The organism is Cellulophaga baltica (assembly GCF_018861125.1).
GTDB lineage: Bacteria > Bacteroidota > Bacteroidia > Flavobacteriales > Flavobacteriaceae > Cellulophaga > Cellulophaga baltica_A.
Window position 1 is genome coordinate 161,979 of sequence record NZ_JAHKQN010000035.1, and the last position, 14,100, is coordinate 176,078.

12 protein-coding genes are annotated in these 14,100 nt (G+C 30.4%); 8 read left to right on the plus strand and 4 right to left on the minus strand.

Annotated elements, in window-relative coordinates; translation table 11 throughout:
• Nucleotides 1-46: 46 nt before the first annotated feature.
• Together KO500_RS16575 and KO500_RS16580 are read right to left on the minus strand one after the other, a co-directional pair.
• Nucleotides 47-1,357: an ABC1 kinase family protein gene (locus tag KO500_RS16575; RefSeq protein ID WP_215957676.1), complete on the minus strand. Its 1,311-nt coding sequence runs from the start codon at nt 1,355-1,357 to the stop codon at nt 47-49.
• Between the two features lie 25 nt (nt 1,358-1,382).
• Nucleotides 1,383-2,042, minus strand: coding sequence for a TetR family transcriptional regulator C-terminal domain-containing protein (locus tag KO500_RS16580; protein ID WP_215957677.1), 660 nt, complete (start codon nt 2,040-2,042; stop codon nt 1,383-1,385).
• Between the two features lie 384 nt (nt 2,043-2,426).
• On the opposite strand from KO500_RS16580, the gene htpG reads away from it, so the two are divergent.
• The 5 genes from htpG (at nt 2,427) to KO500_RS16605 (ending at nt 8,560) form a co-directional block, all read left to right on the plus strand.
• A complete protein-coding gene (htpG, locus tag KO500_RS16585; protein ID WP_215957678.1) occupies nt 2,427-4,316 on the plus strand; it encodes a molecular chaperone HtpG in 1,890 nt (629 codons plus the stop codon).
• Nucleotides 4,317-4,417: 101 nt separating this feature from the next.
• Complete coding sequence (locus KO500_RS16590) at nt 4,418-5,722, plus strand: hypothetical protein (RefSeq protein WP_215957679.1); 1,305 nt, start codon at nt 4,418-4,420, stop codon at nt 5,720-5,722.
• Between the two features lie 5 nt (nt 5,723-5,727).
• Nucleotides 5,728-6,087 carry a DoxX family protein gene (locus KO500_RS16595; RefSeq protein ID WP_215957680.1) on the plus strand — a complete coding sequence of 120 codons (360 nt, stop codon included), beginning with the start codon at nt 5,728-5,730 and terminating at the stop codon, nt 6,085-6,087.
• Nucleotides 6,088-6,133: 46 nt separating this feature from the next.
• A complete protein-coding gene (locus KO500_RS16600) occupies nt 6,134-6,769 on the plus strand; it encodes an MOSC domain-containing protein (RefSeq protein WP_215957681.1) in 636 nt (211 codons plus the stop codon).
• Nucleotides 6,770-6,778: 9 nt separating this feature from the next.
• Nucleotides 6,779-8,560 carry a DUF885 domain-containing protein gene (locus KO500_RS16605; protein ID WP_215957682.1) on the plus strand — a complete coding sequence of 594 codons (1,782 nt, stop codon included), beginning with the start codon at nt 6,779-6,781 and terminating at the stop codon, nt 8,558-8,560.
• 89 nt (nt 8,561-8,649) lie between these two features.
• Here KO500_RS16605 and KO500_RS16610 read toward each other — a convergent pair whose 3' ends face one another.
• Nucleotides 8,650-9,234 carry a hypothetical protein gene (locus tag KO500_RS16610; protein WP_215957683.1) on the minus strand — a complete coding sequence of 195 codons (585 nt, stop codon included), beginning with the start codon at nt 9,232-9,234 and terminating at the stop codon, nt 8,650-8,652.
• Nucleotides 9,235-9,453: 219 nt separating this feature from the next.
• Between KO500_RS16610 and KO500_RS16615 the strand changes: the two genes are divergently transcribed.
• Together KO500_RS16615 and KO500_RS16620 are read left to right on the plus strand one after the other, a co-directional pair.
• Nucleotides 9,454-10,326, plus strand: coding sequence for an AraC family transcriptional regulator (locus KO500_RS16615; protein WP_215957684.1), 873 nt, complete (start codon nt 9,454-9,456; stop codon nt 10,324-10,326).
• A 3-nt stretch (nt 10,327-10,329) separates the two neighbouring features.
• The gene (locus KO500_RS16620) at nt 10,330-10,929 is read left to right on the plus strand and encodes an alpha-ketoglutarate-dependent dioxygenase AlkB family protein (protein WP_215957685.1); all 600 of its coding nucleotides are present in this window, start codon (nt 10,330-10,332) and stop codon (nt 10,927-10,929) included.
• Here KO500_RS16620 and KO500_RS16625 read toward each other — a convergent pair.
• Nucleotides 10,922-11,698 carry a S1/P1 nuclease gene (locus KO500_RS16625; RefSeq protein WP_215957686.1) on the minus strand — a complete coding sequence of 259 codons (777 nt, stop codon included), beginning with the start codon at nt 11,696-11,698 and terminating at the stop codon, nt 10,922-10,924. The genes KO500_RS16620 and KO500_RS16625 overlap by 8 nt on opposite strands.
• 139 nt (nt 11,699-11,837) lie before the next feature.
• Here KO500_RS16625 and KO500_RS16630 point away from each other — a divergent pair, with 139 nt between their 5' ends.
• Nucleotides 11,838-14,084, plus strand: a complete 2,247-nt coding sequence (locus KO500_RS16630; RefSeq protein ID WP_215957687.1) for a transglycosylase domain-containing protein — start codon at nt 11,838-11,840, stop codon at nt 14,082-14,084.
• Nucleotides 14,085-14,100 lie beyond the last annotated feature (16 nt).

Sequence of the window (14,100 nt, forward strand, 5' to 3'; positions counted from 1 at the left end):
TTAAAGTCTACTTGCCTAAATTGAAATAACACAGAAGCATCTATTTTTAACGTAAATACTGCTTAAAGCTATTTACCTCAACTTTAGCCTTTAAATCGTGCAACAGATTAAATAACCCAAAAAACGTTCTATTCATATATAAAAAATGAGTTGATCCACGGTTACCATTCATTTTTCTAATTTGATTATCTTGAGAGTAGCGCTGACTTAAATCTGCAATTTTCTCCCAAAAATTATCAGAACCAAAATCAAAATTTTCTTCATTAAATGGTGATGTAAAGAGTGTCAGCATTTCTTTAAAAAGTGCTTTGAAGAATTTTAATTCAGAAGGTGAGTCTGTTTCCATTAATATTTCAAGCTCATATAGTTTATCCATAAATTTAGCATCATCTTCAATAACTTCTTTTTTTGCTAATTCAAAATATGGAATATAAAACTCGTCCGGAATTTCTTTTATACAACCAAAATCTATGGCTATTAAACTTTCTTTTTCACTCACTAAAAAGTTTCCAGGATGTGGGTCTGCATGAACTTTACGAAGACCATGAATCTGATACATGTAAAAATCCCATAAAGCTTGTCCTAATTTACTTCCAGTAGCTTCATTAAAATCTGTTTTAGTAAACTCGCTTAAATGAACACCATTCATCCAATCCATCGTAATGATTCGCTCACTAGAATACTCAGGATAGTAATTAGGAAACTCTAAATTTGATATTACAGCACAAGCTTTGGTTATTTCTTGGCTTTGTTTCATTTCAAGCAGGTAATTGGTTTCTTCAACAAGCTTGTTTTCTACTTCTTTAAAATACTTATCAGAATCTTTACCTTGTAGGTTAAACATTTTTATAGCGATTGGCTTTACAATAGCTAAATCACTTGAAATACTTTCCGCAACTCCAGGGTATTGAATTTTCACCGCTAGTGCTTTCCCGTTTTTGGTTGCCTTATGCACCTGGCCTATACTCGCTGCATTTATAGAATCTTTTTCAAAAGTATCAAAAACCTCATCAGGGTATTGCCCTTGGTATTTTTTAAATGTTTTACGAACTAATGGCGCTGAAAGTGGTGGTACAGAAAATTGCGCTAATGAGAATTTTTCAACATAAGCAGCTGGTAACAAGTTTTTTTCCATACTCAGCATTTGCGCTACTTTAAGCGCACTACCCTTTAAACTTTTTAAGCCATCATAAATATCACCAGCATTATCCTCGTTAAGCTCATCTTTATTTAGCTCAGGATTTACAATTTTTTTACTATAATACTTTACGTAATTACCACCTATTTTAACTCCTGTTTTCACAAGTTTACCGGCTCTTTCTATCTTTCCCGTAGGGATTTTATCTAATGTCTTCATTGTAACGGTATCTAATTAAACAGAATTATGCGAAGTTTTCTTTATACAAAAACTTACCAAAATCAATTAAGCTATCTAAAGGTGTATTTTCAAAAACATCAAATACTGTATTTACAGATTTTTCAATGGCCACATCAGTTTTCTCAAATGCAGGACTTGAATCATCCATCCAAAATTTTAAAAGAAATAAAAATTGAAACCAAGCACCTTCAGAAAACACTTTAGGATTCTTTTTTGTCAGTTTGAAATTCTTATCTGAGTTACCATCATTAATTAATTCTGTGGCAAATGTTTTTATATGACCTCTTAAGCCTTTTAACTGACTTAAGTTTTTTAATAAGTTTTTATGCTCTTTTAGAGTAAAAAGCACATAACTCCTATTCATAGTAAGCAACTCAAACATTGAGAAATAAAATGTAAGCATCTTATCTTTATTTGAATAACTATCATAATCATCACTAGTGACAATTAAACTATGGGTATTGGTATAAAACTTTTCCCAAATTGCCGTTTGTATTGTTTCGATTGATCCGAAGAATTTATAAAATTCTTCTTCCTTAATCTCATTGCTTTTGCAGAATTTATAAATTGATTTAGGAACAGTTTCATGTTCTAAAACATAATCCATATACATACCAATTATAACATCATCGGTAAGTTTTTCTTTTTGTGATTTTTTAGCCATGATCTTTATTTTTAATAGGTTAAAACATAATAAAAGTAGTATGCTACACTAAAGTTAAGGTTAAAAAAACGTATTCCGTTATACGAAATACGTTTTAACAACAACTTATATAATATTGAGTATAGAAAGATTTTCTTTTTCATAGCAACCTCTATCTAACCATATTATGATATAAAACTACACTTTTGTTTAACTATTTCCTAAAAAAATTAAACAAAAATATTAAACTAGAGTAAATTGTATAAATTGTCAGACAATTTTAACTCAAACAGAAAAATTAGGGTCTCAATCAGTGCTTTATGTCAGTTTGTCACTTTACCATACAATGGTATTTTTTTTGACTACTAGCAAACCATATTAATAAATTAAAATTTTAAATTACATATGGCTACAGGTAAAATTAATGTGTCGGTAGATAATATATTTCCATTAATAAAGAAATTCTTATACAGCGATCACGAAATATTTTTAAGAGAGTTGATTTCTAATGCCACAGATGCTACTTTAAAATTAAAGCATTTGACATCAATTGGTGAAGCTTCTGTTGAGTACGGGAATCCGGTTATAGAAATAAAGGTTGATAAAGAAGGGAAGAAAATCCATATTATTGATCAAGGTCTAGGTATGACCGAAGACGAAGTAAAAAAATACATAAACGAAGTAGCATTTTCTGGTGCAGAAGAGTTTTTAGATAAATATAAAGACACTGCTAAAGATTCTGGTATTATCGGTCACTTTGGTTTAGGTTTCTATTCTGCATTTATGGTTGCAGAAAAAGTAGAAATAATTACTAAGAGCTTTAAAGATGAGCCTGCCGTACATTGGTCTTGTGATGGTTCTCCTAATTTTGAATTAGAAGCTTCTGATAAAACTGAAAGAGGTACTGAAATTGTATTACACGTTGCTGAAGATTCTACTGAATTTTTAGAAGATAATAGAATTAGCGAGCTTTTAACGAAGTACAATAAGTTCATGCCAGTTCCTATAAAATTCGGAACTAAAACAGAAACATTACCAAAACCTGAAGGCGCTAAAGAAGAAGATGAAGCTCCTACACAAGAGGTTGATAATATCATTAACAACCCTAATCCGGCTTGGACAAAACAACCCTCTGAATTAGAAACTGAAGATTATCAAAATTTCTACAGAGAATTATATCCAACACAGTTTGAGGAGCCTTTATTCCATATTCACTTGAATGTAGATTACCCTTTTAACTTAACAGGTATCTTATATTTCCCAAGGTTAACTAATGATTTAAATTCTCAAAAAGATAGAATTCAACTGTATCAAAATCAAGTTTACGTAACTGATAATGTTGAAGGTATTGTTCCTGAATTTTTAATGATGTTACGTGGTGTAGTTGATTCACCAGATATTCCATTAAACGTTTCTCGTTCGTACTTACAAGCTGATGGTGCTGTTAAAAAAATATCATCATACATTACTAGAAAAGTTGCTGATAAACTTGCCTCTTTATTTAAAAACAATAGAGAAGATTTTGAAGCAAAATGGAATGATATTAAAATAGTTATTGAGTACGGTATGCTTTCTGAAGATAAGTTCTTTGACAAAGCTGATAAGTTTGCTTTATACCCAACGGTAGATGGTAAGTTTTTCACTTTTGAAGAATTACAAGAAAAGCTTAAAACAAACCAAACTGATAAAGATGATAAATTAGTTATTCTTTATGCTTCTGACAAAGAAGCTCAACACAGTTATATTGAAGCTGCTAAAGCTAAAGGATATGAAGTATTACTTTTAGATTCTCCAATTATTTCGCACTTAATGCAAAAATTAGAGACATCAAAAGAGAACATTTCTTTTGCTCGTGTAGATGCGGATCATATAGATAATCTAATCAAAAAAGATGAAGAGCAAATTTCTAAGTTATCTGATGAAGAAAAAGAGACTTTGAAAAAAGAATTGGAAGAGACAATTACAGACAAAACCTTTACAGTTCAATTAGAAGCTATGGACAGCGAATCTTCTCCATTTACCATTACAGAACCTGAGTTTATGCGTCGTATGAAAGAGATGCAACAAACCGGCGGTGGCGGCGGAATGTTTGGAATGGATAACATGCCAGAAATGTATAACCTAATTGTAAACACAAACAGTGATTTAGTGTCTGAAATATTAAATACTAAAACAGCTAAGAAAAAAGAACGATTAATAAATCAATCTTTAGATTTAGCTCGTTTATCAAAAGGACTATTAAAAGGTGAAGAACTTACGAACTTTATCAAACGCAGTTACGAGATGGTAAAATAAATTGAATTCATCAATTTAAAGCAAGCCACACTATTCATTTAGTGTGGCTTTTTTATTTACAGAAAGTTAGTATCTTTCTGCAAACAACCTATAACCTACCAATGAATAACGATTACCGTAGTCCTGCTTTTAAAAAATGGTTAGATAAATTACAACAAGAAAGTTGGCAGCTTGAATTAATTATATCAGGGTTTGCTATTTATGCTTTAATATTAGCATATGACCCCATTAATGTTGCTTCATTAAAAGCAAAAGAAATGGATCTTGATTTTTTAGACTTGCTATGGAAAATTATTGGCTCAATATGGAGTATTTTAACTTTTAACCTAATATTACATGTAATTTTCAGAGGTTTATGGATTGGTGCAGTAGGCTTAAGATATGTTTCAGGCGATATTGATTACAAGACTTTAAATTACACCGATAAATTCACATTTTATTTAAAAAAGAAAATAGGTTCTTTTGACAAGTATATTGGAGAGTTAGAAAAGTATTGTAGTATTCTTTTCGCTATATCTTTCTTACTAATATTTTATGTTCTAGCGTTCTTTATATTTCTTTTCGTAATACTTTCCGTTTCATATTTTTTAATTGATAACTCACATATATCAGAAAATATATGGGCTCTAGTACTTTTTAGCATAACTCTGTGCATCTACATATTTTTATCTTTTGTAGTATTTATAGACTTTATTGGTCAAGGAATTTTAAAAAAGAATAAGTTGATTGCTAAAATGTACTTTCCAATTTACTGGTTATTCAGTTATTTAACTTTATCTTTTTTATATAGACCATTGGTTTACAATTTCTTAGATAACAAATTTGGAAAAAAATTAATGTTTGTTTTAATCCCACTATATTTAATAGTTTCCTTGTTAGATAACATAAACTTTAAACAATCCAATTATTTAAATGATAATCAAGTATCATGGGAAAGCTATTCGAACCCAAGAAACTACGATGATCTACTTTCAAAAAATGAAGATTTCATACAAATTGCCTCCATCCCGTCTAAAGTTATAAATACTTCATATTTAAAGGTTTTCATTTTATATAAAGAAGAAATAGAAGACCAAATTTTTAAAACTAATAAATCTGTTAAGCCTGAAATAGATTTAAGAGGAATTGATTTTGGTATAGACAACTCAGAAAATCACAAAAAAGAAAGTGAATACTTAGATACATTTAGCAAAATATATTCAATTAAAATCGACACACTTCAATTCTCTACTGAGTACACTGTTACAACAGATAAACACAAAAGACTCGGTTTTGAAACGTATCTAAATATTAGAAATTTACCAGAAGGCAAACATATACTACGTATTTTAGCACCACCAAATGATTCTACCAGAGTAAAGAATGATACTTTAGTGACTATTCCTTTTTGGCATTTTAAAGATTAACAGTTATGCAATACCCTTTTCACTTATATATTATGGCAACTATATACGTATTTGCTGGTATTATGCACTTTATAAAACCAAAAACGTATTTACGAATTATGCCTAGATTTTTACCTAAGCACAAGTTACTTGTTGCATTAAGTGGTTTAGCAGAAATTATTTTGGGTATTGGATTGTGTTTTTCAAGCACAAAAAACTTAGCTATTTACGGTATTATTGCTATGTTGGCTGTATTTTTATTAGTTCATTTTTATATGCTTTCAGGTAAAAAAGAAAGTGCTGGTATTCCTAAATGGATTTTAATTCTACGTGTTCCTTTACAATTTGTACTTATGTATTGGGCCTATTGGTACTTACAATATTAAATTTCAATTCTCTTTTTAATTTCCTCTAAGTTTTTACCTTTATCAGATGAAGGTAATCTCAACAAATATTGGAACATCTACAACCATTAAATGGAATGGCAAAGAAGAACAAACTGGTATATACAAATACCCAACTAACAAACCTTTATTTTTAAATACAGAAGATGTTGATAATGATACTGTAATTGACAGAAGGTATCATGGCGGTGTAAATAAAGCTTGCTATTTATATGCTGCAGAGCAATATGATTACTGGAAAAACTTATACCCAAATTTAGATTGGAACTGGGGTATGTTTGGCGAAAACCTTACTATTAAAGGTCTCGATGAATCAACACTAAGAATTGGTGATGTATATGAATTAGGTTCTGCTTTGGTTCAAATTACACAACCCAGAGAACCTTGTTATAAATTAGGCGTAAGGTTTCAAGATCAAAAAATAATAAAACAGTTTGTACAACACAATTACCCAGGCACATATATTAAAATATTAGAAACCGGTACTGTAACTATTGGTGACACTATGCTTTTAAAAACACAATCAACTAACGCGTTAACTATTCACCAATATTATGAGTTTTTGTTTGCTAAAGAAAAAGACCAACGTACCATACGACTTATTTTAGAAAATGATGCTTTACCTAATTACAAAAAAGAACGCGTGAAAAATTTGCTTAAATAAATGAAAATTATGAAAAAAATTCTAATTACTGCCTTGTGTATTATAGGCTTTTATTCTTGTAAAGAAGAAGTGAAGAAAGAAGAAACTATTACTGTTCAAAATACTGAATTTGATAGTTTATTAGACAATTATTTTGAAGAAGGATTAAAACTTTACCCTTTAAACGCTACTTTTCAAGGTGATGCCAGATATAATGATATATTACCGAATAATTTGACTGATGCTTTTAAGGCATCTGAAAATGCATTCTACACTAACTATAAAGAAAAAATAGCCTCAATTGATGAAGCTTCTCTTACCTCTAGTCAGCAAATGAGTAAAGAAATATTACTTTGGGAATGCGATAGAAATTTAGAGCGATTAAGTTTTAGGGAAGACCTTTTCCCGGTTGATCAAATGTGGACCATGCAGTTAATGATGGGGCAACTAGCAAGTGGTGAAGGAGCACAACCATTTAAAACTGTAGAAGATTATGACAATTGGCTAAAGCGTTTAAATTCTTATACCGAATGGTTGGCAAGTGCTAAAACTAAAATGGAAGAAGGAGTTAAAACCGGATACGTTTTACCAAAATCACTAGTTGTTAAAGTTGCACCACAACTTAAAGACATGACTAATAAAAATTTAGAAAATCATCTTTTTTTTAGTCCTATTAAAAATATGCCCGATGATTTTTCTGATATAGATGCTGACCGTTTGACAGAAGCTTACACTACCATCATAACAGACAAAATAATTCCTGCATATCAAAATTTATATGATTTTATGAATTCGGAATATATTAATGCTGCAAGAACCACAAGTGGTATTGAAGGTATCCCGAAAGGAAAAGAGTATTATGACTATTCTATAAAGTTATATACCACAACTGATATGACCGCTACTGAAATTCATGAATTGGGTTTAAGCGAAGTAGCTCGAATTTCTTCAGAAATGGAAAAAGTAAAAAAAGAAGTTGGTTTTGAAGGAGACTTAAAAGCTTTTTTTGACTTTGTACGTAATAAGAAAGAATTAATGCCTTTTACTTCACCAGAACAAGTAATTGCAAATTTTAATGAGATTCATGCAAAAATGAAACCCCAGGTTGACAAACTTTTTGGCAAACAACCTAAAACGCCTTTTGAGGTTCGTAGAACAGAAGCTTTTAGAGAAGCATCAGCAAGTGCAGAATACAACTCTGGATCTATTGACGGTACTAGACCTGGTATTTTTTATGTTCCAATTCCAGATGTAACAAAATACAACATGTATTCTGATGAAGATTTATTTTTACACGAAGCTATTCCAGGACATCACTTTCAAATATCATTAACACAAGAAAATGAGGAATTACCTAAGTTTAGAAAAACGTTATGGTATAGTGCTTATGGTGAAGGTTGGGCTTTATATACCGAATCTTTAGGAAAAGAATTAGGCTTATATACAGATCCATATCAATATTTTGGAATGTTAGGTGCAGAAATGCACAGAGCAATTAGACTTGTTGTTGATACTGGTTTACATTCAAAAGGATGGACTAGAGAACAAGCTATTCAATATTCATTAGAAAATGAAGCAGAATCTGAAGCAGGAATTACTTCTGAGATTGAGCGCTATATGGCAAATCCTGGTCAGGCTTTATCTTATAAAATTGGGCAATTAAAGATATTGGAATTGAGAGCTAAAGCTCAAAAAGAGTTGGGAGACAAATTTGATATTAAAGAATATCATAATCAAGTACTAGAAACAGGCTGTGTACCATTAGCATTACTTGAAAAAAAGATTACCACTTGGATTGCTAGTAATAAATAAAACAGAAAAATATATAAATAGAAAAAGGGGAGCAAGTGCTCCCCTTTGGTTTAAAAAATTAACTCAACTTAACTTAAAACCAATATTGTTTATTTTGTTACTATAGTACTGTACACACCATGTGCATCTTTAACAGTTACTGTATATTCACCTTCAAAAGCAGTTCCAAAGTCAATTGCTTTCTCAAAAGTTAATGAATCAGCTACTTCTTCAGTAAATAATAATCTATCGCTTGAATCGTAAACGTTGATTGACACACCTTCTTTTGTATCATTTAAAAGGTTTACTAATACAATATTTCCTCTTTGCGTAAAAACAGGCTTTGTGTATTCTACTTTATCAATAACTGTAACACCTTCAGCATCAAGAGCAACTGTATATGTAACTGTTTTAATTGCTCCGTCTAATTTAAAAGTGTAAACACCTTCACTTAATTTACTTAAATCAAACTTCTTACGAAATCCTTTTTTGCTTGACGCATAGCTAGAATAAATAACATGATTGTCACTATCCATAAACTGAATATTCGTGTTGTTAGAAATTTCACTCAATTCGAAAATTAAACTCTTAGCATTTTTAGTTGCTTTTAAGTTCTCTTTCATCTCATCTGCCATAACTGCTGTTGTACATAACATTAAGGCTACCACCGCTGTAAATTTTAGAAAATTTCTCATAATTGTTTGGTTTAAATGACTACTAATTTATTTACATGGCAAAGGTAGATGGTTAAATCTGTTTAAATCTCGTCACAATTTTCCAATTTCTATGCTATTTTACCCTACTAACAATTTCAATGTTTCGTTAACGTTAATATAACACAAGTTTTAGGTAACTTTGCACATATCTATGATTTTAGGCTTAAATTATTATATCATTTATTAAACATTTGTAGTATGATTTTACAAAAACCTACTTTTAAAGTTATAGCACCAGATTTTGGTCACTCTTTTACCTATCAAAAATTTGATGAGAGTAAAGAAAAAGTAAATAATGACTGGCATTATCACCCAGAGATTGAACTGGTATATATAAATGGTGGTTCAGGTAAAAGACAAATTGGAAGTCATGTGTCTTACTATTCTGATGGCGACCTTATATTAATAGGTTCTAATTTACCTCACTGTGGCCTAACCGATAGGTTGACAGGAAATAAAAGTGAAACTGTTGTTCAAATGAAATTAGATTTTTTGGGCAATGATTTTTTTGACATTCCTGAAATGAAAAAAATACAAAACATTTTTGAAAGTTGTAAAGGGGGCATAGCTTTTTATGGTAGCACAAAAAAGAAAATTGGTGAAAAAATAGAAATTTTGGAATACCAGACAGATTTTCAACGTTTGCTATCAATCCTAAATATATTAAATGAACTGGCAAATTCTAATGAGTTTAAACTATTAAATGCTGAAGGTTTTTCAATGGAAACCTCTATTAAAGATAATGACAGAATAAATATTGTTTTCAATTTTGTTAAAACAAATTTTAGAGAAGAAATTACTTTAGTTGAAATTGCTAATATGGTTAGTATGACTGTTCCTTCATTTTGCAGGTATTTCAAAAAGATTACAAAAAAGACCTTTGTACAGTTTGTAAATGAATATCGTTTGGTTCATGCGTCTAAATTATTAGCTGAAAAACCAATGAGTATTACTGAGGTTTGTTTTGAATGTGGTTTTAATAACTTTTCTCATTTTAATAAATCATTCAAACAGTTTACAGGCCAAAATCCATCAGAATATAGAAATCAATTAAAATCTCTTTTACAATAGCGAATGAATAGCTTATTTTCTGAACCTGTTCATTTAAACTTACCTGATAGCGATATTAGTTATTATCCTAATTTTTTAGCTTCTGATTTTGCTTTAGAGTATTTTGAGGTTTTTAGAAAAACGATTTCTTGGCAACAAGATGATATAAAAGTATTTGGTAAAGTATATGCACAACCAAGATTAACAGCTTTATACGCCGATAACGATAAGCCATACTCCTACTCTGGCATTACCATGCAACCTCATTTATTTACTAAAGAGCTTTTAGAATTAAAAAAGTTGGTAGAAGAAAAAAGTAATACCTCATACACCACTTGTTTACTAAACCTATACCGAAACGGTAAAGACAGTAATGGCTGGCATTCTGATAACGAAAAAGAACTAGGCGAAAACCCTAGTATAGCATCTATTTCATTAGGGCAAAAACGTGTTTTTCATTTAAAACACAGAACTGATAAGAGATTAAAACACAAAATGGAATTAGAAAGCGGTAGCCTATTAATAATGTCAGGCGAAACACAAACCCATTGGCTACATCAAATACCAAAAACAGCTAAACCTATTAATGAAAGAATAAACTTAACTTTCAGAACTATTATTTAAATAAATCGTTTAACACTTTCGCCAAACGCAACCCTCCTTTTTGTAGTTGATCTTCCACAACGCTTAAATAATCGTAGCTGTACCTATAACTTAATTTTTCACCTTTTTCAACTGAACCGTATACAACAGCTGCTAGTTTTTGAGACTCTTCAACCCAATCTAAAATATCACCACTTTGTACTTGCTTAATTTCTTTTTTATTAAGCACAGGTAAATTAGCTGCAATTTCAGTATAGCTCATTCCGTAATCGTCAATCATATTACTATCCCAAACACGGTGCAAGTTACTACCTTTACCAAACCATTGTACTTGAATATCATTACCACCTTTATCTTCTGCATGACCAACATGTAATGGTTGGTGCAAATCGCCCATTAAATGCACTAAAAACTTCAAATAAAATGCTCTATCTACTTCCGTACTATTTTTATCTTTTATAACTTCAATACACTTTCTAATACCTTGTATTACATCACCATGCTCACTTGGAGTGATGTCAGTATATTTTTCATCAGCAGAAAAATTCACATAATGCCACGGGCTAAATGCTTTATAACTTCTATCTGATTTTATATCGTCTGCATAGGTAGAAACAAGTGCTAAACTTTCTCCATCTAATATTTTATAAATTGCCTTTTTGGCTTTTCTTGATAAATGTTGTTGTGCAACTTCACCTGTAGCTCTATGTCCTGTTTTTCCCCAATCATAATCATTAGAAAATGAAAATTGAATTGATAGTGTTAGTAATAAAATGGATAGTTTCTTCATCTCAAAAAAAATTAGCTAACCTTTGCGAAAGCTAGCATCAAAAAAATAAATTCAACTCAAAAGTAAAGATTTTGAACTTAAACCTATTGCTAACTCGTATATAGATTTTAAACTTTTAACTTTTATAAAAACCACTACCTTGATTCTGAAAAAAATTAAATCTCCAATTTTAAGATACGGACTAATTGCAGCACTCACTTTTGTTGGTATTGTGTTCCTATTTCTTTTTAGTATATATATAGGTATATGGGGTAAATTACCTAGCAAAACGGAATTATCAAAATTAGAATACCAAAAAGCTAGTGAAGTATATACTGCAGATAGTGTATTAATAGGTAAATATTACTTATTTGACAGGCAACCTATTGCTTTTGAAGAATTTCCTGAAAACTTAAAAAACGCGTTAATTTCAATTGAAGACGAACGGTTTTACAGTCATTCAGGAGTAGATTATCCTAGTTTATTTAGGGTCGCTATAAAATCCATTTTAATGCAAGACCAAAGTTCTGGTGGAGGTAGTACCATTACGCAACAATTAGCAAAAAATTTATACCCAAGAAAAGATAGAAACAAAACCAATATTGCTGTAGACAAAATAAAAGAGATGTTTATAGCATCAAGGATAGAGGATTTATATAACAAAGATGAAGTTCTTTATCATTATTTAAATACCGTAAGTTTTGGAGATAATACTTTTGGTATTGAAAGCGCATCACTTAAGTTTTTCAATAAAAAAGCAAGAAACTTAACTACTGAAGAAAGTGCGGTTTTAGTCGGAATGTTAAAAGCTACTTATGGCTACAACCCCAGGATACATACTGAAAATAGTTTAAGAAGAAGAAACTTAGTAATAAATGCTATGTTTAAAAATGAGTTCATTTCTGAAGCTGAAAAAGACAGTATATCTAATCTTCCACTGGAACTTGATTACCGCGATTTTAATTATAATGATGGTTTAGCACCTTATTTTAGAGAAGAAGTACGAAAACAACTTACGAAATGGAGTTCCGATCAAAAAGAGAAAGGTAATGAATATAATATTTATACTTCTGGTTTAAAAATATATACTACGCTAGATTATAAGATGCAAAAAATGGCCGAGGAAGCTATGGTTGAGCATTTATCTAAACTGCAAAATAGTTTTGAAAAAAGCTATGGCAAAAATGCACCTTGGTTAAAAGATAAAAATCTTGTTATTAAAGTTTTAAAAAGAACAGCTAGTTATAGGAAACTAAAAGAAAGTGGATTATCCGAAGACAAAATAATTGATTCATTAAGTAAGAAAAAAGCAATGACATTTATTGATTGGAATGAAGAAAAACAAGTTGAAGCATCGGTAATTGACAGCATACAACATTACATGAAATTTTTAAATACTGGTTCATTGGGTATTGACCCTAATTCTGGTGCTGTAAAAACATGGATTGGTGGTGTAAATTTTAAATACTATAAATACGATCACATTTCACAAAGTAAGCGCCAAGTTGGTTCTACTTTTAAACCTGTAGTTTACACTGCCGCACTTGAGAACGGAATTACACCATGTACTTATTTTTCTGCTGAAGAAGTAGAGTACAAAAATTTAAAAGGATGGTCTCCAAGCAACTCAGGCGATAAAGAAGAAGCTTACCTCAACTACTCTATGGAACAAGCACTTAGTAATAGTGTAAATACTGTTGCTGTAAAAGTGTTGGAAAAAACAGGTGTTTTAAATGTAATTCGACAAGCAAATAAAATGGGAATTACGGCAGAATTACCCGAAGAACCTTCATTAGCTTTAGGTACTGGAGAGATTAAATTAAGTGAAATGGCCGGTGCTTACGCTAGTTTTGTGAATAACGGAAAACATGTTACGCCGTTTTTAATTAACAGAATAGAGAATAGTAAAGATTCTATTTTAGAAGTTTTTAAACCTGAAATTGCAGAAAAAGAAGCATTTTCTGATGAAACCAGACAAATAATGATAGAAATGATGAAAGCTACCATAAATTCTGGTACAGCATCAAGAATTAGAAATTCTTATAATATAAAGAATGATATTGCAGGTAAAACAGGTACTACACAAAATAATAAAGATGCTTGGTTTGTAGGTATTACACCTAAATTAGTACATATTACTTGGGTTGGGTTAGATAATCATGAACTTGGTTTTAAGAGTACTAGTTTAGGTCAAGGAGCAAATGCAGCCTTACCTATGTTTGCTTTGTTTTTACAGAAATTAAATAAAGATAAAAATTACAACGCAATCACAAACGCAAAGTTTGAAAAACCAACTGATGAGGTTTTAAGTCTCTTAGATTGTGAACCTATTAAAAAAGATGGATTTTTAAAACGTTTATTTAAAAATCCGAATAAGAAAAAGAGTAGAAAATTTGATTCTAATTAAAATTAAATTAAACATA